We start from the raw sequence: 22,848 nt of genomic DNA, 5'->3' as shown, positions 1-22,848 counted from the left end.
CAAAAAAAAGACGCGGAAATCCGCGTCTTTTTTGTACTTATTTCAATGAGGCAATATCAATTACAAAGCGGTATTTCACATCGCTTTTCAACATCCGCTGCCAGGCATGATTAATATCCTGAATATTGATCACTTCGACATCGGCGGTAATACCATGCTGACCACAAAAATCGAGCATCTCTTGCGTTTCGGCAATACCGCCGATAACTGAACCCGCCACAGACCTACGTCCAAGGATCAGGGGAACCGTATTCAGAAACGGATCCAACGCACCGAGATAACCAACCAACACCAGCGTACCGCTTAGTGCCAGGGTTGGGATATACGGGTTCAGGTCATGAACGTAGGGCACAGTATCGATAATCAGATCAAACTGATTTGCTGTCGCTTTCATCTGCTCACTGTCAGTGGAAAGCACAACATGACTGGCACCCAAACGTCTGGCATCAGCTTCTTTGCCCGGTGAACGCGTAAACAGCGTAACTTCCGCGCCCAGTGCATTTGCAAGTTTGATTGCCATATGCCCAAGTCCCCCCAGACCGACAACCGCGACTTTACTGCCCTCGCCTACCTGCCAGTGGCGCAGAGGCGACCATGTCGTGATCCCGGCGCAGAGCAGCGGTGCCGCACCGCGTAAATCGATCCCTTCAGGGACCTTCACCACAAACTTTTCAGTAACGACAATTTTGTCAGAATAGCCGCCGAAAGTGGGCAGACCGTCATGACGGTCGATATCGTTATACGTTAGCGTGTTGCCTTCTTCGCAATATTGTTCCAGCCCTTGTTCACAGGCGCTACAGTGTTGACATGAATCAACCATGCAGCCTACCCCTGCGAGATCGCCCACGTTGAATTTCGTTACCGATTTACCAACATGCACCACGCGGCCAATGATTTCATGCCCTGGTACCATCGGATATTTAGCACCGCCCCAATCGTTGTAGGCGTTGTGGATATCCGAGTGGCAAACACCGCTGTATAAAATATCGATAACCACATCATCTTCACGCGGGTCACGACGAACAAAACTATGGGGGACTAAATCTTCTTTCACTGCCAGAGCAGCATAACCCTTCACGTTCATGACCATTGAGATCTCCTCAGGGATTAGGTGTTACCAGAACCAGCATAGTTCAGGGCAGCAGGTTGTACTCAGCGTCGCTAACCGGTTCCAGCCATTCGTTCGACGCGCCAGGGGCCGGGATTTCCACGGCGATATGGGCAAACCAACTATCACGCGCAGCGCCATGCCAATGTTTCATTCCCGCAGGAATATGCACGACATCACCGGTTTCCAGCTCGCGCGCCGGTTGATTCCATTCCTGATACCAGCCTCTGCCCCTGGTCACCAGCAATATTTGTCCGCCCTCATGATGAACATGCCAGAAGTTACGACAACCCGGTTCAAATGCGACATTGCCAATTACCACACCTTCCATGGAGAGCATGGTCAGATAGCTATCACCAGTGAAATACTTCGCATAAGCTTCATTTTTCTCGCCTCGCGGAAAGACGCTGTTACCATCAAATTGTTCGTTCATAGTGACTCCAGTATGAATAATGTCAGCGGTGTTCGTGCAAGACAATCATTAAAAACCGTACGGGCATATCAGGACAGGCCGTTCAGACTGCGAGGGAAACCGCAGTATGCTTAGAGCTGTGCTTCATTGAGCGTGAGTCCCGCATCCAGTTGGTATTGCATATTCGACTCTCCAGAGCGGTGGCAACATTGCACCACCGGGGGCTGAAAACAGTAAAATTATAGAGACTCGACGTGTCGGTGATTAGAGAGGAAAAGAAGGACAAACTTATGAGCTGAGCTCATCAATAATAAGCAGCAGGTACTCTTTATTTGCAGGTTACTGATTGATGGCTTACGCCACAATCTCGATTAAATTGCCGTCAGGATCTTTTATCACCGCTTCGTAATAACCATCGCCCGTAGTGCGCGGACCTGAGACTAATATCCCCTGTTTCTGCGCTTGCATTGCAACGGCATCAACATTTTCATTGCCGCCAACAGAAATGGCGAGGTGTACCCATCCGCAACGATTATTGTCAGGTTGCTGCCCGACAAGACCCGGTTTGGTCATTAGCTCAATTGCAATATCCTCGCCAATTTTGACAAAATAAGATTCAAACCCAGGGTTGGTTTTACTGCAGTATTTTTCGTTGATCTTACCGTCAAAAAATGAGACCCAGAAGCGAGCTTGCTGCTCTAGATCCTGTGTCCATAACGCCATATGCGCAATTTTCATAGCTTACCTCTTTCCGTTGTATCCAGAATAGTACGATCCCTGTAAGGGATGTTGACATCGTTAATCATAATGCACGATCATGCACTTTATTGCTCGATGTTTATTTTAACTGGAGTATCTATGCTCGATTACGCCGCATTCCCGGAACAGCGCCAGGCGCTTATCTATCAGATCCTGCAAGAAAACGGCAGAGTCATTTGTTCTGAACTCGCGAACCGATTAGGCGTTTCTGAACATACAATTCGTCGTGACTTGCATGAATTGAGCAAAGATGGCGTGTGCAAGAAGGTCTATGGTGGCGCGGTAATTTCACTCCCTGAATCCGAAGACATTGCCGTGCGCAAGGGTATTAATGTGGCCCAAAAGAGCAACATCGCGCAGCGATGTGCCAGACTGGTCAAATCCGGAAGCTGTATTTTTATCGACACGGGTAGCACCAATCTGGCGATGGCAGAAGCTCTGCCCGCCGAACTAGCGTTAACCGTGGTGACAAATTCACCGGAGATTGCCGCCGTTTTGCTAAAAAAACCGCTGTTTGAGGTCATTATGCTGGGCGGCGCGGTACAGAGATCTTCAGGCGGGTGTGTGGGAGCTTCCGCCATCGCACAAGTGCAGGACATTTTATTCGATCAGGGATTTATTGGCGGCTGTGCGATGTCGCCTGAATCCGGCTTAACGGGGTTCGATTACGCGGATTGTGAGTTCAAAAAAGCGGTGATCAAACAATGTAATGAAACTATCGTCGCGCTAACCGCTGAAAAAATCCCAGCCGTCGCCCGATATGTCGTTACCGAAAGCAGCAATATTGATGTAATTGTTGTAGAGGACAACATCAGCAAAGAGTACGCCACAGCATTCCAGGCGCACGACATTCGGATTTATACCGTATAACCGCGGCAGGCTCTCTGAAAACTTACTGTGCTAAACGTCGCTCCTGGCGTCAGCGCGGTGATCGCTGACAGACAATCCAGACGGATTTTTTGCTGATTTTCAGATTGCCCCACTACCAGAAATTCTTCTTTTTCCACGGTGGTACACGTCGTCAACGCTTTAGCATCAAAACATGTGCCATCCGTTAGTTCAATGCGCAACCAATAGTGGTACATGCAGGCGATTTCCAGATAATCATGAAGATCGCAATCTATCGGGTGATACTCTTCGGTCGTGTTCATCGCGTTACCTTCCCCAACGTCTTGTATATTCGGGAAATCGCCAACGCAACTTCCCGAACTATCCAGCTATTTCAACGCTTCAATGGGAGCGCCAAAATTAATATGCAGCACATTGCCGTCAATCACCAGCGCCGGAACAGATTTCACGCCAGCCACTTCAGCCTCGGCAACCCGATCAGGATGCTCTCCCAGATGAACCACATCGATTTCAACATCCGCAGACAAGTGCTGCAGAAGAGCTTGTTCTGCGGAAACACAAACCGGGCAACCTGCATGATAGAAACGAGCTTTAGTCATGATACATCTCCTTTAAATTATAGTATCGATTCGATACTATAATTTATAGTACGTTGCTTTTATTCTTTGTCAATATAGTTTTCAATCGATACTATATGCCGAGGAGGATTTGTTATGCCCGACATGTCACTTTTCGACGTACTTGACCGGCTTTCCAGCCTGACACGGATGTGGTTTCGCCAACATCCTTTACTGGTGGATCTCCAGCCAGTACAACTTAGTGCGTTAATGTATCTGGCCCGTTGTAACCGTTATTCCAATACGCCGTTTGGCGTGACAGACTACCTTGGTCTCACCAAAGGTACCGTGTCGCAATCGCTGAAGCTGTTGGAAAACAAAGGGTTGATTGTTCGCAAGCCGGATGACCGTGATAAACGTAGCGTCCATCTACACTTAAGTGAGTCGGCCAATACCTTACTGGAAGCCCTGCTGCCCCCCACGTTTTTAGTGGAGGGTGAATCGGCAATGGGTGAACGGGCGAGCGTACTCAGAGAGCTGCTGTTAGAACTGTTACGCGGGATCCAGAGGACCAACAATGTGCCTGGCTTTGGTCTTTGCCATAGCTGTCGGTTCCACCAAAAAATTGATGGTCAGGGATTTTGTAATCTGACGAAAGAGAGATTAAGTGAAGAAGATTCGTCGCTGATTTGCCGTGAGCATCAACCGCCGGAAACGTAATGCGGTTAACAATGGTTAACGAGATGTGCTGGCGCTGAAATCCGCGCCAGCTCTGGTTTTAGATGAGGTTAACGAAGGTTATCAGGAGAGTGTATCCAACTAGTGTTTAACGATATACATTGTGCGGCTATAGGCCACATCTTCAGGGTTAGTAATCGGATACCCTTTCAGCCACGGTTTAATTAAACGCCCATTAGTGTACTGATAGATCGGCGCAATAGGCGCCTGTTCCATCAGAATTTTCTCCGCAGCGTTATAATCAGCATTCCGCGCTTTTTCTGTATTCTCCAGAGTAGCCTGGGTCAACACTTTATCGTATGCAGGGTTATTAAAGCGGGAGATATTGCCCGTATGGGTCGATGTTAATAGCGACAGGAACGTAGAAGGTTCATTGTAGTCACCCACCCAGGAGGCACGGATCACATCAAAGTTGCCGGTATTACGACTATCAATATAGGTTTTCCACTCCTGGTTTTGCAGTTTCACGTCAACACCAAGGTTTTTCTTCCACATAGAAGCCACTGCGATAGCAATCTTCTGATGATTTTCTGAGGTGTTGTACAGCAGCGTCAGTTTAAGCGGTTTCTGTGGACCATAGCCCGCCGCACGCAGCAGCGTTTTCGCCTGCGCATTCAATTCTTCCTGACTCATTTGCTCAAACGGTGAAGGTTCCGGCACAAATCCTGCCGTTACATCCGGCGTAAAATGCCATGCTGGCTTCTCACCGGTACCCAGCACCTTCTCCGCCATCAGGCGACGATCGATAGTCATGCTGAGCGCCAGACGCACGCGTGAATCGGCAGTCGGTCCCTTCTGGGTATTAAAGGCATAATAATAAGTACCAAGCTGCGGCGGGGTGTAAACCTGACCCGGGATATCCTTCAACAGTTTCTGGTACATATTTTTCGGGAAGGATTCTGTGATATCAATATCACCAGCAAGATAGCGCTTGGTCGCTGCCGATTCCTGGTTAATTGGCAGGAAGGTAACTTTTTGCAGCACTGTTTTGGCGTTGTCCCAATAATGCGTGTTCGGGATAACTTCCAGTTTTTCGTTCACGACGCGATTTTTTAGCACATAGGCGCCGTTACCAATCAGGTTACCCGGTTTGGTCCACTCTTTGCCGCTCTCAACGTTGGCTTTTTGTACCGGATAAAATGCAAAACTCGCCGTCAGATTGGCAAACCAGGGCAGCGGTTTATCCAGTTGAACTTTCAATGTCCGTGCATCGACAGCACTAACGCCAAGTTTATCAGGCGTGGCTTTGCCATCGATAATAGCCTGAGCATTATTAATGCCCGCCAGCGCAGCAAACCAGGCAAACGGCGACAGCGTTTTTGGATCAACCAGACGCTGCCAGCTGTAGACAAAATCCTGCGCCGTTACGGGCGTACCATCCGCCCATTGCGCATTGTCGCGCAGCGTAAACGTCCAGATGCGGTTATCGTTACTCTTCCACTGGGTAGCGACGCCAGGTACGATCTCACCCTTCTCATTCTGGTTGACCAGCCCTTCAAATAAATCACGAATTACCTGAATCTCAGGGAGCCCGACGGCCTTTGCCGGATCAAGCGACGCCGGTTCGTCTTTTATATGACGCACCAGTTCTTGTTTCTCTGCCAGTAACGTTCCGCTGGGAACATCAGCAGCCCAGGATAAAGAAATGCTGCTAACCAACAACGCACAACAGGTTACTGAAACAGAATGCTGCATAAGATACCCTCGATTCCGGCTACTAAGTGAATGTGTAATTATTTGTATCGCCAGCAGGAAATGCAATTAACTTCCGACAAGAAAGTGATATTACACCTGAAAAGATAAGTGTGTGAAAACGATTTGATTATCCATACATTTTGCACAACACTGCGAGTAACAATCCAAGCATTCAGAGATGACTATGACCGTTACCCGTCCCCGTGCCGAGCGCGGCGCATTCCCACCTGGAACCGAACATTACGGACGTTCATTGTTAGGCGCACCGCTAATCTGGTTTCCTGCACTGGCAGCCGATCGTGAAAGCGGCCTGATACTGGCGGGAACGCACGGCGACGAAAACTCCTCGGTCGTAACCCTTTCCTGCGCATTGCGTACGCTTAACCCTTCCCTGCGTCGCCATCATGTGGTGCTAGCCGTAAACCCTGACGGTTGCCAGCTTGGGCTGCGCGCAAATGCGAACGGCGTCGATCTTAACCGTAACTTTCCCGCCGCAAACTGGAAAGAAGGCGAAACGGTGTATCGCTGGAACAGTAGCGCAGAAGAGCGTGATGTGGTGTTGTTGACCGGCGATCATCCGGGCTCGGAACCAGAAACCCAGGCATTGTGTCAGCTTATTCACCGAATTCATCCCGCCTGGGTAGTCTCTTTTCACGATCCACTGGCCTGTATTGAAGATCCCAGAAGCAGCGAGCTGGGCGCGTGGCTGGCACAATCGTTTGAATTGCCTCTGGTCACCAGTGTAGGTTATGAAACGCCCGGCTCTTTTGGTAGCTGGTGCGCAGACCTAAATTTACACTGTATAACCGCCGAATTTCCGCCCATTTCATCGGATGAAGCGAGCGAAAAATACCTGCTGGCCATGTCCAATCTCCTGCGCTGGCACCCTAGAGATGGAGCTGCCCGGTCGTAAAATGCAGGGCTGGCACCGCATCGGTGGCAAGCCACGTTGGACCATCAAGATCGGCAAAGCTAACCAGTGGCGTAAGGGGTAATGCCGCGCCGATCGCCCGGGAGGTACACAGCATGCAGCCCAGCATCAGCGCAAATCCCTGCTCGCGTGCTTCGGTTGCCAGCGCGAGCGCTTCCGTCAGGCCGCCTGTTTTGTCCAGTTTGATATTGACCATTTCATAGCGTCCGTGCAGCGCTTTCAGACTGCTACGGGTGTGGCAGCTTTCATCTGCGCAGATGGGCAGCGGATGTACAAAATTCTCCAGCGCGGCATCATCCTGCGCCGGCAGCGGCTGCTCCAGCATCGCAACCCCTAAATCAGCCAGCAGCTGACAGCGTGCCGCAAGGCCTTCTGCCCGCCAGGATTCGTTGGCGTCGACAATAATCGTGGCGTCAGGAACAGCCGCACGAATGGCAACCATTCGCTCACTAATCAAGCGAGCATCCAGTTTAACTTTCAGCAATTTCGCGCCATTTTCCCACAGCGCAGCCGCGCTCGCAGCCATTTGTTCCGGCGAGCCAATCACTACGGTTTGCGCCGTAGTCACCACTTCCGCCAGTTCACTTCCCACTAATTCCGCCAGCGACTGCTGCTGTTGACGCGCGCTTAGATCCCACAACGCGCAATCCACGGCATTACGCGCTGCCCCCGCTGGCAGCTGCTTTTGCAGCTCTTCACGCGTCATTCCGTTTTCCAGTTGTGGCGCAATGCTCATAATTTGCGCCAGCACTGAGGCATCGCTTTCACCGTAGCGCGGGTACGGTGTGCACTCGCCTATACCTGTGACGCCGTTTTCTTCCACTTCGACAACCACCACATGCGCTTCGGTCCGGCTCCCACGGGCAATGACAAAGGGAGTGTGCAGCGGCCAGGCTTCCTCATATACCTTAACTGTTCTCATTTGTTTTCCTTAATGCAGTCCCTGAAGCGGATATCCGCAAATAGCGTTTGCCGTGTTAACTGCTGATGGCATAAACTAGCCTCGACGTTAACTATATGTAAACAGGAAGATAACCATGTCACAAACCGTTCATTTCCAGGGCAACCCGGTTGCAGTTGCCGGCTCTATTCCTCAGGCTGGAAGCAAAGCTCAGGCTTTTACCCTTGTGGCTAAAGACCTGTCTGACGTTACGCTGGGCCAGTTCGCAGGCAAGCGCAAAGTGCTGAATATTTTCCCAAGCATCGATACCGGCGTTTGCGCGGCATCGGTACGTAAGTTTAACCAACTGGCGACAGAAATCGACAATACCGTCGTACTGTGCATCTCAGCCGACCTGCCATTCGCCCACTCTCGTTTTTGCGGCGCGGAAGGTCTGAGCAACGTTATCACGCTGTCCACCCTGCGCAACGCAGAATTCCTGAAAAACTACGGTGTTGAAATCGCTGAAGGCCCGCTGAAAGGCCTGGCCGCACGTGCCGTGGTCGTTATTGATGAAAATGATAACGTTGTTTTCAGCCAGCTGGTCAATGAAATCACCAACGAACCAGACTACACCGCTGCGCTGGACGTACTGAAAGCGTAAGCTGCGTCTGCATACAAAAATGCCTCCACATGGAGGCATTTTCATTTACGGTATTACTCTTCGCTTTTTTTCTGCTGGCTCAGTCCATACTCACGCAATTTGTTAGCAATCGCAGTATGCGAAACACCTAGGCGCTTGGCCAGCTTGCGCGTGCTGGGATAATTCATATACAGCTGCGTCAACACGGAGCGTTCAAAGCGGCTGGTGATTTCATCCAGCGACCCTTCCATCACCTCTTCTCCGACAGCAACCGTTGCCGCATCATAATCCGGCAGCAAAATATCCTGTGGTCGCAGCTCATAGCCTTCTAGCTGGGTCAGAGCCCGGTAGATCGCATTTTTAAGCTGACGCACGTTGCCCGGCCAACCATAACGAGTTAGTACCGTGCTGAGATCTGCGGACAGTTTCGGACGCGGCACGCCCTGCTCGTCGGCAAAACGCGCCACAAACAGTTCGGTAAGCGGCATAATATCTTGTGGGCAATCGCGCAGCGGCGGCAGGTTTAGCGTTAGTACATTCAGACGATAATAGAGGTCTTCACGGAAAAGTCCTTTCTGCACCAGTTCCACAAGGTTCTTTTGCGTTGCGCAAATCACGCGAACATCAACATGAACTTCGTGATCTTCTCCCACACGACGGAACGTGCCGTCATTGAGAAAACGCAGCAATTTGGTCTGCATACGCGGCGACATTTCGCCAATTTCATCTAACAGAACCGAACCGCCATTCGCCTGCTCAAAGAAGCCTTTTTTACCTTCCGGCGCATGGCCAAACAGCTCGCTTTCAACCGCATCTTCAGGAATTGACGCGCAGTTCAGCGCCAGATACGGTTTTGACGCACGCGGACTTGCCAGGTGGCAGGCATGAGCAAAGAGATCTTTGCCGGTGCCGGTATTACCGGTAATCAGCAGCGGCGCGCTCAACGTCGCCAGCTTACGCGCCTGTTCCACCACATGTTTCATTTTGGCGCTGACGGCAATAATCTGGCTAAACGCGCTGAGATCCTGCGTAGTCATATTTTGCAGCTGGCGTCCCATTCGGATAGTGGAGCGCAACATCACCACCGCACCGGTCAGCATCTGCTCCTGATTTTCGCCCTGCAAATGGACAGGCGTAATTTCCATCAGGAAATTCTGTCCGTTAATCACGACATGTTCGCTATGGGAATCCTGCGGATTGCTTTCCAGCCAGCGCTGGAAGTTAAACCCATTGATTAACTGGGCAGCGGTATGATTGCGCATCCGTTCCTGACTGTGGGCGAAAAGCTGACAGCTCGCAGGATTCGCCATCTCGATTTTGCTTTTCATATCCAGAGAAAGGACCGGTTCTGGTAGCGCCTCAAGCAGCGCGCTCAGCGCAAGATGTTCACGCTCTGAAGGCATCCAGGGTACAGTACGCACATCCGTAACGCCTGATATACGGCGGATTTCAGCCATCAGACTGCTGAAGTTGGTGAACTCCAGCTCCGCAAAATTAAGGTAAATTCGCCCGATGGGGTCAATCTCGATACCGCGTAAATCAATGCTTCTCAGCACCAGTAAATCGAGCAGTTCGCGGGTCAGACCAAGACGGTCTTCACAAAAGACTTCCAAACGCATAGGAACCTTCACCTGGACAAGGGATTATGTGTTAAATGATAAGCCAGTATTTGGTTTGCAGGAAGAACTCTGTCAACAAATATTGACAGCGAGCTGGAAAATTGGGCGCCGGGGCGTAAAGTTAAACGATCGGCGCCTGTTTTATAGTTAACTTTCGCGCGGAGATTTATTCTTTTGTAAGGTCTCTTTCACCTGACCAATCAGTTGGCGGCGGAAATCGCCCAGCCGTGGCTTATCATCATCGAACCACGGCAATGGTCGGCAAAGTTCCATAGCTTTAATGCCCAGACGCGCCGTTAATAACCCCGCGCCAATGCCCTGAGCCGCACGCGTAGATAAGCGGGCGGCTAAATCCTGCGACATCCAGTCCATTCCTACTTCCCGCACCAGTTCACTGGCCCCGGCAAAAGCGATATTCAACAGCACCAGACGGAACAAACGCAGGCGGCTGTAATAACCCAGCTCAATGCCATACAGCGAAGCAATACGATTAATCAGCCGCAGATTGCGCCAGGCGATAAACGCCATATCCACCAGCGCCAGCGGACTGACGGCAATCATCAGTGTGGATTCTGCCGCTGAACGGCTAATCTCACGCCGGGCTTGCGCATCCAGCACCGGCTGCACCAGATGGGCGTACAGACTAACCACTTCACGATCGTTCTGCGTTTCATGAATTGAGGCATACCAGCGCTGCAATGCCGGATGAGACTGATCGATGCCCGCCTGCTGCGCCAGCTTTTCACAGAATGCACGACCTTTTCCGGTTCCATGGCTGTGGAGTAGATCTCGCGCTTCATCACGTTCGTGCGCGCGCTGACGCAATCGCCACAATCTGCGCCATTCGGTCGCCACCGATCCAACCCCTGCGCCGATAATCAATGCGCCTGCGGCACATCCTCCCAGCGCGACCCAGTCCTGAGTCTGCCAGGCATTCATAGTCCACTGCACACCCTGAGCGACAACGCTCACGCCAAACAGCGCCAGGCCACCCATCACCATCTTACGCCACAGACTACGTTTAGGGCGAAGGGCCGCATCAATAACGGCTTCTGCCTGACCTTCGTCTTCCAGTGGTTCATCCACTGTCGCCGGAGAAAAAGTTTGCGCCTCCGTTTCGTTAAACATCTGCTGCGCTTTAAACGCCGCATTTTGTTCCACGTCCAGCGGACCTGAGAAATCGATACGCGGTTTTAACGGCTCGCTCATCGCAATTTATCTCCTATTAAAAACTCCAGCGCGGCATCAAGACGGATATGCGGTAAGGGCTTATCGACATCCATCACCTGCGGGCGAAACGCCTCAAACTGAAAGCCCTGGTTGTCCCAAAACGCTTGTCCAGGTAAACGCGCGGGCACTTCCCCCGGATAAACGGTTAGCGGTTCGCCATCGCTCAGACGATTACCACGCAGCGCGGGGATCTTTTCACCTTTCACATCGATAAGGCCGCTGGTGGTTGCCTGCACCGATGCCAGGCCCAGACAATCCATGCTGATACCTTCGAACGCAGCGTTTTGCCAGGCATCCTGGATCAACTGCTGTAAAAGCGACACCATATTGGCGTGCTGATCGACCGTGACATGGTCAGCTTTGGTGGCGGCAAACAGCAGTTTGTCGATCACCGGAGAAAACAGCCGACGAAACAGCGTGCGCTGTCCATAATGGAAACTTTGCATCAGTTGGGTCAGCGCCAGACGCATGTCGTTAAACGCCTGTGGCCCGCTGTTGAGCGGTTGCAGGCAATCGACCAGCACAATCTGACGATCAAAGCGCAGGAAGTGATTCTTATAAAATCCCTTCACGACTTTTTCACAGTAGTAATTAAACCTGTCGCGCAGCATGCCCGCATTGGTGTGTTTATCTGCCTGCGCCAGCTTCGTTTCTCCCCAGGCATCAACGTCCGGCCACGGGAAGAATTGCAACGCAGGCGCGCCCGCCATATCTCCTGGCAGAACAAAACGGCCCGGCTGAATAAAGTGCAGTCCCTGCTGCTTGCATTGATGCAGATACTCCGTCCAGGCAGCAGCAATTTCCGCCAGACGGTTTTCGTCAGCAGGTGCCAGTGGATCCAGCCCGTGGCTTAACTGCCGCCATTTTGCCGACCATTCGCCACGCTGACCCTGTAATAATCCGGTCATTTGCCGCGACCAGCCCAAATAATCCTGGGCCAGCATCGGTAAATCGAGCAGCCACTCCCCCGGATAATCGACGATTTCCAGGTACAGCGTGGAGGTGTCTTTAAAGTGGCGCAGTAATGAGTCATTAGACTTGTAACGCAGTGCCAGACGAATTTCACTCACACCGCGCGTTGGTGTCGGCCAGGTCGGCGGAGAGCCATACAGCTGCGCCAGTCCTTCATCATAGGTAAAGCGCGGAATACCAAAGTCGCGTTGTGGAACTCGTTTCACGCCAAGCAGACGCTCTTCGCGCACGCAACTGAGCAACGGCAAACGCGCACCGGCATGAATATTGAGTAACTGATTTACCATTGCGGTGATAAACGCCGTTTTACCGCTCCGGCTAAGTCCGGTGACAGCCAGGCGTAAATGCCGGTCTACGCCGCGATTAACCAGCGAATTGAATTCATTTTTAAGTCGCTTCATCGCCATCCCGTTTTGCTGAAGGAACCGAAGAAATTATAACAAACAGGAAGTAAAGATAGGGGTCAATTCTTACTTATCAACTACCTGAGCTGTATCAGGCGGCATTATTCTTACCGCCTGTAGCAGAATGAATGTGGGCGGTTTATTTATTCTCTACTTTAGGAAGCGCTATCTGGTTGATGCCACCTTCGTTGGTCACCTGCGTGTAGCCCATTTCAGTCAGCATATCTTTCGCCTGCCCTGATTGACGCCCGGAGTTGCAATAGAGCTTCACGGTATCGTTCTTATCTGGAACTTCAGTTACGATACGCGCCTTGATCTCTTTTAACGGGATGTTGACAGCCCCCTGAATATGCTGCTGTTGGTACTGTTCAGGAACGCGAACATCAATCCAGTGCTCGGCAGCATAAACCGGCATGCCAATAACCAGTGCCAACGCTAATACGCTTTTCTTCAACATAATATCTTCCTGACTGATAGTTGGATTTAACCCTTACACTATACGCCAGTTCTTAAGAAAATATTGCGACCGCATTATCACCGTCCGCACCCGTGGACGATTGTTCCTCAGCACGCACATAGTGCGGTTAGCCTTTTGATTTTCCAACTCGCATTCCGAGATTGTTGTCATTCGCCACTTAACTCCATAATATGTCCGCCATTGACTCTCGGACGGAGCTTGGGATCTATGTCTCCTACCATTTATGATATTGCACGAGCCGCTGGTGTATCAAAATCCACGGTATCGCGCGTGCTTAATAAGCAAACCAACATCTCGCCGGAGGCGCTTGAAAAGGTGCTGCGCGCAATTGATGAGTTACAGTATCAGCCTAATAAACTAGCTCGCGCGCTTACCTCTTCCGGATTTGATGCAATAATGGTGATATCTACCCGTTCTGCAAAAACAACTGCCGGTAATCCGTTTTTCTCTGAAGTATTGCATGCAATTACTGCCAAGGCTGAAGAAGTCGGTTTTGATGTCATATTGCAGACGTCGCGAAGCACCGAAGATGATTTACAAAAATGTGAGAGCAAAATTAAGCAGAAGTTGATCAAAGGGATCATTATGCTGAGCTCTCCTGCCGATGAATCATTTTTTGCTCGGTTGGATAAATACAACGTCCCGGTTGTGGTTATCGGGAAGGTTGAAGGTGACTACACTAATGTCTATTCTGTAGACACCGATAATTATCGCGACAGTATTACGCTGACAAATGCGCTGATTGAGAGCGGCCACCGTAATATAGCCTGTTTGCATGCACCGCTTGACGTTCATGTTTCTATCGATCGCGTTAACGGTTATAAAGCCAGCCTTCAGGCACATAACATTAAAATGCGTGATGAGTGGGTTATTGACGGGGGGTATACTCATGAAACCGCCCTACTTGCTTCTCGAAAATTACTGAGTCAGCAGTCGTTACCCGATGCCGTATTTGCGACAGACAGCTTAAAGTTAATGAGTTTATATCGCGTAGCGGCCGAGAAAAACATTTCCATCCCAAAACAACTTGCCGTCGTAGGCTATAGTAATGAGCTACTTTCTTTTATGCTCACACCAGTTCCTGGTGGAATTGATGTACCTACTCAGCAATTGGGTGAACAAAGTTGTAATTTATTATTTAATCTGATTGCAGGTGAAAAAGGATTACAGAATATCACGGTGAGCACGCAAATATCGTTGGCGGACTCACTGGTGTAAAAACAGGGGCATAATAATGTTTCATTTTTACCTTTGTGGTAGCGGTCCCATGAACCAAGAGACTACTCTGCGGAAAATAAGCTGTCAATTAGCAGAGGTGGTCTGGAGGGGGGTAAAAAAGAATTTTGGCAGCCAAAAAATCGTATTTGTGAGCTGCCGCAAATTAACTGAGGGAATGTTGATTAATTGTTGCTTGCTTTTACTAATTCAAATATCAGGTTCGATTACCGGAATATCGTTTCGACAATTTTGCCGCGGCCCGACTCAACACCGGTTCCAGAACCAACGCCAGCAGCATTTTTAGCGGGCGTCGGGCGACGGATTTCACCGCCCACCCTGCTACTCCCGCCGGGCCGTAGCGAAGCGCCGTTAAAAGCACCAGCTTACCTGCTATTTTAAAGCCCGGCTTAACCCTTTGCCCGGCACGTTGCCAGCGATTGTTCATTTCTAACCTCACAATTGGCGGAAACGACTACGTAAGGAAAAAGTATCGGACGTCACATAACGTTCCATTTCACGCAAACGCTTTTCACTAGCCGCCAGCTCGCGATCGACGGCATCCAACAGCTCACCGCTTGAAGGCTGCTGCTCGCCGGAAACCACATTATCCGGCATCGGATCCAACACAAATGTCAGCACGATATAGGCGACGAAGGTGAAAAAGGCCAGACCAAAAAAGACTGACAGCACCACCAGGATCCGTACCAGCTTCACAGGCACATCGAGATAATGCGCAATACCCGCACAAACCCCCTTCACCATGCCCTGCTGCGGAATACGCCACAGTTTTTTGTTCAGATTAACGCCTCCCATTAGCGGTCCCTCCAGTTTGGATGTTCAGCATCAAGGATGTCTTCCAGCGCCTGAATGCGCTCGCGCATCCGCTGTGCGTCATCGTTAAGTTCGACCAGACGTTGCTGTTCACTTTGCGACAGTTCGCCACGACTGGAACGGTTGCTGTAATGCAGCCAGAGCCAAATCGGTAAAACAAACAACACAAAGATAGTTAACGGGATAGCCAGAAATAGCGCGCTCATGAGTACTCCTTACAGGTGATGAGCGGCGGCGCGTTCGGGCGCCGCCAGATGTTATTATTGCTTGTCTTGCTGCATTTTGGCTTTAAGTTGCGCCAGCTGCTCGCTGATTTCATCATCTGCTTTCAGGTCAGCAAATTGCTGATCCAGGGACTTCTGTTTACCGAAATTATGGCTTTCAGCCTCAGCTTCCATCTGATCGATACGACGCTCGAAAGATTCAAAGCGCGCCATCGCTTCATCAAGTTTACCGCTGTCCAGTTGACGACGAACATCACGTGAAGAACTCGCTGCCTGATGACGTAACATCAGTGCCTGCTGACGAGCACGGGTTTCACTGAGTTTATTTTCCAGCTCACCAATCTCTTTTTTCATACGCGCCAGCGTATCGTCGACCAGCGTGACTTCATGCTCCAGAGAGGCAATCAGGTCAGTCAATTTCTGTTTTTCGATTAACGCAGAACGCGCCAAATCTTCTTTCTCTTTGCGCAGCGCCAGCTCAGCTTTTTCTTGCCACTCTGCCTGTTGCGCGCTGGCCTGTTCGATACGACGAGATAATTGTTTCTTTTCTGCCAGAGCGCGTGCGGAGTTTGAACGCACCTCAACCAGCGTATCTTCCATTTCCTGGATCATTAACCGCACCAGCTTCTGCGGATCTTCAGCCTTTTCCAGCAACGCATTAATGTTGGCGTTCACGATGTCGGCAAAACGAGAAAAAATACCCATAATGTAATCCTCACTTACTGTTCTGATATCGGGCTATGCCCTGCTGATTTCGTAATGCACTTGGCGTGCCAACTTTTTATCTAATTGATTTTAATAATTATATCTAATTTTACCTGGCGAGAGAATTAGGGTAAATTGGTGAATAACACTAACAAATGGTGAATTTCATCATGGCAGGATACAAAGATAATCTTCTGGGTGAAGCAAACAGCTTTATTGAAGTGCTGGAGCAGGTTTCTCATCTGGCGCCGCTGGATAAGCCTGTCCTGGTTATCGGTGAGCGAGGTACTGGGAAAGAGCTTATTGCCAACCGCCTGCACTATCTCTCCACCCGTTGGCAAGGCCCGTTTATTTCACTTAACTGCGCAGCGCTCAACGAGAACTTGCTTGATTCCGAACTGTTTGGTCACGAAGCAGGTGCCTTTACCGGCGCTCAAAAACGCCATCCTGGACGCTTCGAACGCGCCGACGGCGGTACGCTGTTTCTCGATGAACTGGCAACCGCCCCGATGTTGGTGCAGGAAAAATTACTGCGCGTTATTGAATATGGAGAGCTGGAACGTGTTGGCGGCAGCCAGCCGTTGCAGGTTAACGTACGACTTGTTTGTGCAACCAATGCCGACTTACCTAGCATGGTCAACGAAGGCACTTTTCGCGCGGACCTGCTGGATCGTCTGGCCTTTGACGTAGTGCAACTCCCACCGTTACGCGAACGCCAAAGCGACATAATGTTAATGGCCGAGCATTTTGCCATTCAGATGTGCCGCGAGATCGGGTTACCACTGTTTCCAGGGTTTAGTGCCGAAGCCAGAGAAACGCTCCTCCACTACCGTTGGCCGGGCAATATTCGTGAACTGAAAAACGTCGTGGAGCGATCCGTTTATCGACATGGGACCAGTGATTACCCGCTGGATGAGATAATCATTGATCCCTTCCGCCGTCATGTCGTGGAATCTCAGGTGCAGGAAGCAAAACCAACATCTGCAGCATTACCGCTGGATCTGCGTGAATTCCAGCAGCAACAAGAGAAAGACTTTCTACAAACCAGCTTACTGCTGGCTAAATTTAACCAGAAAAAAGCCGCTGAATTACTGGGTCTGACTTATCATCAGCTACGAGCCTTGCTGAAGAAGCACCAGATCTAGCACGCATTCGCAAGTGTCATACTGGCGGGTTTGACGCATAACCTCATCTAAGCTACGCCAATTTTTCGAAAGTCGTGTTGGAAAAGTGTGAGCTGCGGGAGAACCGCTGGATGGGGACTCAGGTACTGGGTGCGACATTCAGTGGCTCAGATCTCTCCGGCGGCGAGTTTTCTACTTTCGACTGGCAAGCAGCAAACTTCGCACATTGCGATCTGACCAATTCGGAGTTAGGTGACTTAGATATTCGGGGTGTTGATTTACAAGGCGTTAAGTTAGGCAACTACCAGGCATCGTTGCTCATGGAGCGGCTTGGTATCGCTGTGATTGGTTAGCCCAGCGTTTACACCGGGAGATGCGTTTGACGATTTACTTTTAACCAGTACGACTCCTGGCAAGCATTGTGAAACGTTTTCTCCAGTGGACGAATATCCTGACCTGCCGCATCAACGACATGCCATCTAATGCTGCATTCTGGACAGGCATTTGATGAATATTTAACCAATTCATTTTCGCGAGAACAACGAATAACCACTCCCGAATCATGAAGCCATGTCTTATTTATAATCTCAACTTCAGCCATGTCATCCCGTTTACTGACATCCTCAATACAAATAACATTTATGCCTATTTTTATAGCATTGACATAATCCGCTAAGTTGCTCATTTATTAAATATTCCCGTTGATTCGTACAATAACGCATTGTAATCGCTTACGCATTTTGTCACAGCGAGGAAACCGTAACAAATTACGCCAACTGTCCACATCCTGCACCGCGTTTATAGCAAGTCAGATGGGGCATGAAAATGCTAAGATAGTTAACAGAGTAGATTCAAAGTGGATAGCAGGTATGAATTTTGACCATGACGCGGTGTTGAACTCGCGCTTATCGAACCTGTTGCTCCCAAAAACAAACGGTAATGGCAAATGTCATTAAGTATTAGTAAGATAGCCTCTTTATATAATCCATTAAAATTATGCGCCTGGTTTTATCATCTCTGATCGTGATGGCTGGATTTCTGAGTGGTCAGGCTGCTGCTGCGCCTGAGCAAGCTTCGCACGCTGATATCCGTGACAGTGGGTTTGTCTATTGCGTCAGCGGGCAGGTCAATACGTTCAACCCGCAAAAAACGAGCAGTGGTCTCATCGTCGACACGTTAGCGGCCCAATTGTATGACCGACTGCTTGATGTAGATCCCTACACCTATCGACTAGTGCCTGAGCTGGCTGAAAGCTGGGAGGTGCTGGATAACGGCGCAACCTACCGCTTCCATCTGCGTCGTGACGTACAGTTTCAAAAGACCGCCTGGTTCACTCCCACCCGCAAACTGAATGCAGACGATGTGGTGTTTACCTTCGAGCGCATCTTTGATCGCCACCATCCATGGCACAATGTGAACGGCAGCAATTTCCCCTACTTCGACAGCCTGCAGTTCGCCGATAACGTCCAAAGTGTGCGCAAACTGGACAACAACACCGTTGAATTCCGCTTAACTCAACCTGATGCCTCCTTTATGTGGCATCTTGCCACACACTATGCCTCCGTAATGTCGGCGGAATATGCGGCTAACCTGGCAAAACAGGATCGTCAGGAACTGCTCGACAGACAACCTGTCGGCACAGGACCGTACCAACTTTCGGAGAATCGTGCCGGCCAATATATTCGGTTGCAGCGGCATGAAAAATTCTGGCGTGGCACTCCTCTGATGCCGCAGGTGGTAGTGGACCTCGGTTCTGGCGGAACCGGACGGTTATCAAAGTTACTGACCGGCGAATGTGACGTTTTAGCCTGGCCTGCCGCCAGCCAGCTCAGCATATTGCGTGATGACCCTCGCCTGCGTCTGACGCTGCGCCCGGGGATGAACATTGCCTACCTGGCGTTCAACACCAATAAACCGCCGTTGAATAACCCTGCCGTGCGGCATGCGCTGGCGCTAGCGATCAACAACCAACGGTTAATGCAGTCTATCTACTACGGGACGGCAGAAACCGCAGCATCTATTTTGCCTCGCGCCTCGTGGGCTTATGATAACGAAGCTAAAATTACAGAGTACAACCCGGCAAAATCGCGCGAGCAGCTAAAAGCGCTGGGGCTGGAGAATCTGACGTTACAACTTTGGGTTCCTACCAGCTCTCAGGCCTGGAACCCCAGTCCGCTGAAAACCGCAGAGCTGATTCAGGCAGATATGGCTCAGGTGGGTGTGAAAGTGAAGATCATCCCGGTAGAAGGCCGTTTTCAGGAGGCAAGATTAATGGATATGAACCATGATCTGACGTTATCCGGCTGGGCGACGGACAGTAACGATCCTGACAGTTTTTTCCGGCCGTTGCTCAGCTGTGCCGCCATCAATTCGCAGACCAACTTTGCCCACTGGTGTAATCCGCAGTTTGACAGCATTCTGCGCAAAGCCCTCTCTTCGCAGCAGCTTTCATCGCGAATAGATGCCTATGACGAAGCGCAAAATATTCTAGCGCAAGAGTTACCGATCCTGCCGCTGGCCTCTTCACTGCGTCTACAGGCTTACCGCTACGACATCAAAGGGCTGGTGCTCAGTCCGTTCGGCAATTCCTCTTTTGCCGGGGTGTCCCGGGAAAAGAAAGATGAGGTGAAAAAACCATGATTATCTTCACCCTGCGTCGATTTTTGTTGCTGCTGGTCACCCTGTTCTTTCTGACCTTTATTGGATTCAGCCTGAGCTACTTCACACCTCATGCGCCGTTACAGGGCGCATCGTTGTGGAACGCTTGGGTATTCTGGTTCAATGGTCTCATTCACTGGGATTTCGGCGTATCCAGTATCAATGGTCAGTTGATCTCAGAACAGCTGAAAGAGGTGTTCCCGGCCACAATGGAACTGTGCATTCTTGCCTTTGGTTTTGCACTAATGGTCGGGATCCCCGTTGGTATGCTGGCAGGCATCACGCGCAACAAATGGCAGGATCGTTGCATCAGCGCATTGGCTCTGATGGGGTTTTCTATCCCCGTTTTTTGGCTGGCTCTGCTGCTGACATTGCTCTTCTCACTGACCCTCGGCTGGTTACCCGTTTCCGGGCGTTTTGATCTTCTCTACGAGGTGAAACCCGTTACCGGTTTTGCCATTATTGATGCGTGGATCTCCGACTCACCCTGGCGCGATGAAATGCTGGTCAGCGCTATCCGTCATATGGTGCTCCCGGTGCTAACGCTCTCCGTTGCGCCCACCACCGAAGTCATCCGCCTGATGCGTATCAGCACCATTGAGGTCTTTGATCAGAACTACGTCAAAGCGGCAGCCACACGCGGTTTGTCACGCTTAACGATTCTGCGCCGTCACGTTCTGCACAACGCCCTGCCGCCGGTGATCCCGCGTCTGGGCTTACAGTTTTCCACCATGCTGACGCTGGCGATGATCACCGAGATGGTCTTTAGCTGGCCTGGTCTTGGCCGTTGGTTGATTAACGCGATTCGCCAGCAGGATTACGCGGCGATTTCAGCGGGCGTGATGGTGATTGGTTCACTGGTTATCATCGTCAACGTTATTTCTGATATTTTGGGTGCTATGGCTAACCCTCTGAAACATAAGGAATGGTATGCCTTACGATAGCGTCTATAGCGAAAAACGCCCGCCAGGTACGTTACGCACCGCATGGCGCAATTTCTATGGTGATGCAACTGCGATGATCGGCCTGTACGGCTGCGCGGGATTGGCTGTTTTGTGTATTTTTGGTGGTTGGTTTGCCCCTTACGGCATCGATCAGCAATTTCTCGGCTATCAGCTTTTACCGCCGTCATGGTCACGCTATGGCGAAGTCTCTTTCTTCCTCGGAACTGACGATCTGGGACGAGACGTTTTAAGTCGTCTGCTCAGCGGCGCGGCCCCGACCGTTGGAGGCGCGTTTGTCGTCACTCTTGCCGCCACACTGTGTGGCCTTGTATTGGGCGTAGTTGCCGGTGCGACGCACGGCTTGCGCTCCGCTGTGCTGAACCACATTCTGGACACCCTGCTGTCGATCCCTTCTCTGCTGCTGGCGATTATTGTGGTGGCCTTTGCCGGACCGCATCTGACACACGCCATGTTTGCGGTCTGGCTGGCGTTGCTGCCGCGCATGGTGCGCTCCGTTTACAGCATGGTGCATGACGAGCTGGAGAAAGAATACGTCATTGCCGCTCGCCTGGATGGTGCAACCACACTGAATATTCTGTGGTTTGCCGTTCTGCCCAATATTACCGCCGGTCTGATTACTGAAATCACCCGCGCACTGTCGATGGCGATTCTGGATATCGCCGCGCTGGGTTTTCTCGACCTTGGCGCACAGCTGCCATCCCCGGAATGGGGGGCCATGCTCGGCGACGCGCTGGAGCTGATTTATGTCGCACCGTGGACGGTCATGCTGCCAGGCGCAGCGATTATGATAAGCGTGCTGCTGGTTAACCTACTGGGTGACGGCGTGCGCCGCGCAATTATTGCGGGGGTGGAATAATGCCATTACTGGATATCCGCAACCTGACGATTGAATTCAGAACCGGTGACGACTGGGTTAAGGCAGTTGATCGCGTCAGCATGACCCTCAACGAGGGTGAAATCCGCGGGCTGGTCGGCGAGTCTGGTTCCGGCAAAAGTCTGATCGCTAAGGCCATTTGCGGCGTCGCTAAAGATAACTGGCGCGTAACCGCAGACCGTATGCGTTTTGATGATATCGATCTGCTACGCCTTTCCGCGCGTGAACGACGCAAACTGGTCGGTCATAACGTCTCCATGATTTTTCAGGAGCCACAGTCATGTCTCGATCCGTCTGAGCGGATCGGACGGCAGCTAATGCAAAATATTCCTGCCTGGACTTACAAGGGCCGCTGGTGGCAGCGCATCGGCTGGCGCAAACGCCGTGCGATTGAACTCTTACACCGCGTCGGGATAAAAGACCATAAAGATGCCATGCGCAGCTTCCCATATGAGCTAACCGACGGCGAATGCCAGAAGGTCATGATCGCTATCGCATTGGCGAATCAGCCGCGTTTGCTGATTGCCGATGAACCGACGAACGCGATGGAGCCAACCACCCAGGCGCAAATTTTCCGTCTGCTAACCCGTCTGAATCAAAACAGCAATACCACCATTTTGTTGATAAGCCATGACCTGCAAATGCTCAGCCAGTGGGCTGACAAAATCAACGTGATGTACTGCGGACAAACGGTGGAAACCGCGCCAAGTAAAGATTTGGTGACCATTCCGCATCATCCTTATACTCAAGCGTTGATTCGCGCTATTCCTGATTTTGGTAGCGCAATGCCGCACAAAAGCCGCCTGAATACCATGCCAGGAGCAATTCCATTGCTGGAACAATTACCCATCGGCTGTCGTCTGGGGCCGCGCTGCCCTTATGCACAACGCGAATGTATTGAAACCCCAAGACTGACCGGAGCAAAGAATCATCTCTACGCCTGTCATTTCCCGCTGAACATGGAGAGAGAGTGA

At 50.9% G+C, this 22,848-nt stretch carries 26 protein-coding genes and 1 pseudogene; 11 read left to right on the top strand and 16 right to left on the bottom strand.

Annotated features, from left to right (window positions below; translation table 11 throughout):
* Positions 1–37: 37 nt before the first annotated feature.
* The 3 genes from SK39_RS22340 to SK39_RS22330 form a co-directional block, all read right to left on the bottom strand.
* The gene (locus SK39_RS22340) at positions 38–1,090 is read right to left on the bottom strand and encodes an NAD(P)-dependent alcohol dehydrogenase (protein WP_044700101.1); all 1,053 of its coding nucleotides are present in this window, start codon (positions 1,088–1,090) and stop codon (positions 38–40) included.
* Between the two features lie 43 nt (positions 1,091–1,133).
* Positions 1,134–1,541 carry a cupin domain-containing protein gene (locus SK39_RS22335; protein WP_048217513.1) on the bottom strand — a complete coding sequence of 136 codons (408 nt, stop codon included), beginning with the start codon at positions 1,539–1,541 and terminating at the stop codon, positions 1,134–1,136.
* A 333-nt stretch (positions 1,542–1,874) separates the two neighbouring features.
* Positions 1,875–2,258, bottom strand: coding sequence for a VOC family protein (locus SK39_RS22330; protein ID WP_048217512.1), 384 nt, complete (start codon positions 2,256–2,258; stop codon positions 1,875–1,877).
* A gap of 120 nt (positions 2,259–2,378) precedes the next feature.
* On the opposite strand from SK39_RS22330, the gene SK39_RS22325 reads away from it, so the two are divergent.
* The gene (locus SK39_RS22325) at positions 2,379–3,149 is read left to right on the top strand and encodes a DeoR/GlpR family DNA-binding transcription regulator (protein WP_048217511.1); all 771 of its coding nucleotides are present in this window, start codon (positions 2,379–2,381) and stop codon (positions 3,147–3,149) included.
* On the opposite strand, the gene SK39_RS22320 is transcribed toward SK39_RS22325, so the two are convergent.
* Positions 3,137–3,430: a Rho-binding antiterminator gene (locus SK39_RS22320; protein ID WP_048217510.1), complete on the bottom strand. Its 294-nt coding sequence runs from the start codon at positions 3,428–3,430 to the stop codon at positions 3,137–3,139. The two genes, SK39_RS22325 and SK39_RS22320, sit on opposite strands and share 13 nt — an antisense overlap.
* A gap of 66 nt (positions 3,431–3,496) precedes the next feature.
* Positions 3,497–3,727, bottom strand: a complete 231-nt coding sequence (locus SK39_RS22315) for a glutaredoxin family protein (RefSeq protein WP_003843952.1) — start codon at positions 3,725–3,727, stop codon at positions 3,497–3,499.
* 114 nt (positions 3,728–3,841) lie between these two features.
* On the opposite strand from SK39_RS22315, the gene SK39_RS22310 reads away from it, so the two are divergent.
* A complete protein-coding gene (locus SK39_RS22310; protein WP_048217509.1) occupies positions 3,842–4,405 on the top strand; it encodes a MarR family winged helix-turn-helix transcriptional regulator in 564 nt (187 codons plus the stop codon).
* 99 nt (positions 4,406–4,504) lie between these two features.
* On the opposite strand, the gene mppA is transcribed toward SK39_RS22310, so the two are convergent.
* Positions 4,505–6,118 carry a murein tripeptide ABC transporter substrate-binding protein MppA gene (gene mppA / locus SK39_RS22305; protein ID WP_048217508.1) on the bottom strand — a complete coding sequence of 538 codons (1,614 nt, stop codon included), beginning with the start codon at positions 6,116–6,118 and terminating at the stop codon, positions 4,505–4,507.
* A gap of 184 nt (positions 6,119–6,302) precedes the next feature.
* Between mppA and mpaA the strand changes: the two genes are divergently transcribed.
* A complete protein-coding gene (gene mpaA, locus SK39_RS22300) occupies positions 6,303–7,031 on the top strand; it encodes a murein tripeptide amidase MpaA (protein WP_048217507.1) in 729 nt (242 codons plus the stop codon).
* Here the strand turns inward: mpaA and ycjG are convergent.
* Positions 7,006–7,971 (bottom strand): L-Ala-D/L-Glu epimerase, encoded by a 966-nt coding sequence (ycjG, locus tag SK39_RS22295; protein WP_003840784.1) that lies wholly within the window; start codon positions 7,969–7,971, stop codon positions 7,006–7,008. The two genes, mpaA and ycjG, sit on opposite strands and share 26 nt — an antisense overlap.
* A gap of 115 nt (positions 7,972–8,086) precedes the next feature.
* Between ycjG and tpx the strand changes: the two genes are divergently transcribed.
* Entirely contained in the window at positions 8,087–8,593 is a 507-nt protein-coding gene (gene tpx / locus SK39_RS22290) for a thiol peroxidase (protein WP_003020437.1), read from the top strand.
* Between the two features lie 53 nt (positions 8,594–8,646).
* Here the strand turns inward: tpx and tyrR are convergent, their stop codons facing one another.
* The 4 genes from tyrR to pspE form a co-directional block, all read right to left on the bottom strand.
* Positions 8,647–10,191, bottom strand: coding sequence for a transcriptional regulator TyrR (gene tyrR / locus SK39_RS22285; protein ID WP_032935606.1), 1,545 nt, complete (start codon positions 10,189–10,191; stop codon positions 8,647–8,649).
* Between the two features lie 147 nt (positions 10,192–10,338).
* A complete protein-coding gene (locus tag SK39_RS22280) occupies positions 10,339–11,400 on the bottom strand; it encodes a YcjF family protein (RefSeq protein WP_003840778.1) in 1,062 nt (353 codons plus the stop codon).
* Complete coding sequence (locus tag SK39_RS22275) at positions 11,397–12,794, bottom strand: YcjX family GTP-binding protein (RefSeq protein WP_003843959.1); 1,398 nt, start codon at positions 12,792–12,794, stop codon at positions 11,397–11,399. The genes SK39_RS22280 and SK39_RS22275 overlap by 4 nt, the downstream gene beginning before the upstream one ends.
* A 142-nt stretch (positions 12,795–12,936) precedes the next feature.
* Positions 12,937–13,254, bottom strand: a complete 318-nt coding sequence (gene pspE, locus SK39_RS22270; RefSeq protein ID WP_003020447.1) for a thiosulfate sulfurtransferase PspE — start codon at positions 13,252–13,254, stop codon at positions 12,937–12,939.
* A 228-nt stretch (positions 13,255–13,482) separates the two neighbouring features.
* Between pspE and SK39_RS22265 the strand changes: the two genes are divergently transcribed.
* Complete coding sequence (locus SK39_RS22265) at positions 13,483–14,493, top strand: LacI family DNA-binding transcriptional regulator (RefSeq protein ID WP_048217506.1); 1,011 nt, start codon at positions 13,483–13,485, stop codon at positions 14,491–14,493.
* A 214-nt stretch (positions 14,494–14,707) separates the two neighbouring features.
* On the opposite strand, the gene pspD is transcribed toward SK39_RS22265, so the two are convergent.
* The 4 genes from pspD to pspA are packed head-to-tail and all read right to left on the bottom strand — an operon-like array spanning position 14,708 to position 16,253.
* Complete coding sequence (gene pspD, locus SK39_RS22260; RefSeq protein WP_003020493.1) at positions 14,708–14,938, bottom strand: phage shock protein PspD; 231 nt, start codon at positions 14,936–14,938, stop codon at positions 14,708–14,710.
* 8 nt (positions 14,939–14,946) lie between these two features.
* Entirely contained in the window at positions 14,947–15,306 is a 360-nt protein-coding gene (gene pspC, locus SK39_RS22255) for an envelope stress response membrane protein PspC (protein ID WP_003020497.1), read from the bottom strand.
* Complete coding sequence (pspB, locus tag SK39_RS22250; protein ID WP_003020509.1) at positions 15,306–15,530, bottom strand: envelope stress response membrane protein PspB; 225 nt, start codon at positions 15,528–15,530, stop codon at positions 15,306–15,308. Before pspB ends, pspC begins: the two co-directional genes overlap by 1 nt.
* A gap of 54 nt (positions 15,531–15,584) precedes the next feature.
* Complete coding sequence (gene pspA / locus SK39_RS22245; protein ID WP_003020532.1) at positions 15,585–16,253, bottom strand: phage shock protein PspA; 669 nt, start codon at positions 16,251–16,253, stop codon at positions 15,585–15,587.
* Between the two features lie 155 nt (positions 16,254–16,408).
* On the opposite strand from pspA, the gene pspF reads away from it, so the two are divergent.
* Positions 16,409–17,398, top strand: a complete 990-nt coding sequence (pspF, locus tag SK39_RS22240; RefSeq protein ID WP_162778279.1) for a phage shock protein operon transcriptional activator — start codon at positions 16,409–16,411, stop codon at positions 17,396–17,398.
* Between the two features lie 44 nt (positions 17,399–17,442).
* A pseudogene (locus SK39_RS22235) lies at positions 17,443–17,730 on the top strand (pentapeptide repeat-containing protein); the annotation flags it as partial.
* 8 nt (positions 17,731–17,738) lie between these two features.
* Here the strand turns inward: SK39_RS22235 and SK39_RS26430 are convergent.
* A complete protein-coding gene (locus tag SK39_RS26430; protein WP_071684394.1) occupies positions 17,739–18,062 on the bottom strand; it encodes a hypothetical protein in 324 nt (107 codons plus the stop codon).
* Between the two features lie 311 nt (positions 18,063–18,373).
* On the opposite strand from SK39_RS26430, the gene sapA reads away from it, so the two are divergent.
* From sapA to sapD, 4 genes are read left to right on the top strand one after another with little or no spacing between them, the layout of a single operon-like run.
* Positions 18,374–20,017, top strand: coding sequence for an ABC transporter substrate-binding protein SapA (gene sapA, locus SK39_RS22230; protein WP_003840735.1), 1,644 nt, complete (start codon positions 18,374–18,376; stop codon positions 20,015–20,017).
* Positions 20,014–20,979 carry a peptide ABC transporter permease SapB gene (sapB, locus tag SK39_RS22225; protein ID WP_003020545.1) on the top strand — a complete coding sequence of 322 codons (966 nt, stop codon included), beginning with the start codon at positions 20,014–20,016 and terminating at the stop codon, positions 20,977–20,979. Before sapA ends, sapB begins: the two co-directional genes overlap by 4 nt.
* On the top strand, positions 20,966–21,856 hold the full coding sequence (sapC, locus tag SK39_RS22220; protein WP_003020550.1) for a peptide ABC transporter permease SapC: 891 nt from the start codon (positions 20,966–20,968) through the stop codon (positions 21,854–21,856). Before sapB ends, sapC begins: the two co-directional genes overlap by 14 nt.
* Positions 21,856–22,848 carry a peptide ABC transporter ATP-binding protein SapD gene (gene sapD, locus SK39_RS22215; RefSeq protein WP_003020556.1) on the top strand — a complete coding sequence of 331 codons (993 nt, stop codon included), beginning with the start codon at positions 21,856–21,858 and terminating at the stop codon, positions 22,846–22,848. Before sapC ends, sapD begins: the two co-directional genes overlap by 1 nt.

Origin of the sequence: Citrobacter sp. BIDMC107 (genome assembly GCF_001037575.1) — a bacterium.
GTDB lineage: Bacteria > Pseudomonadota > Gammaproteobacteria > Enterobacterales > Enterobacteriaceae > Citrobacter > Citrobacter freundii.
The sequence above is the reverse complement of the archived record's forward strand: the minus strand, read 5'-3'. Positions and strand labels throughout refer to the sequence as shown.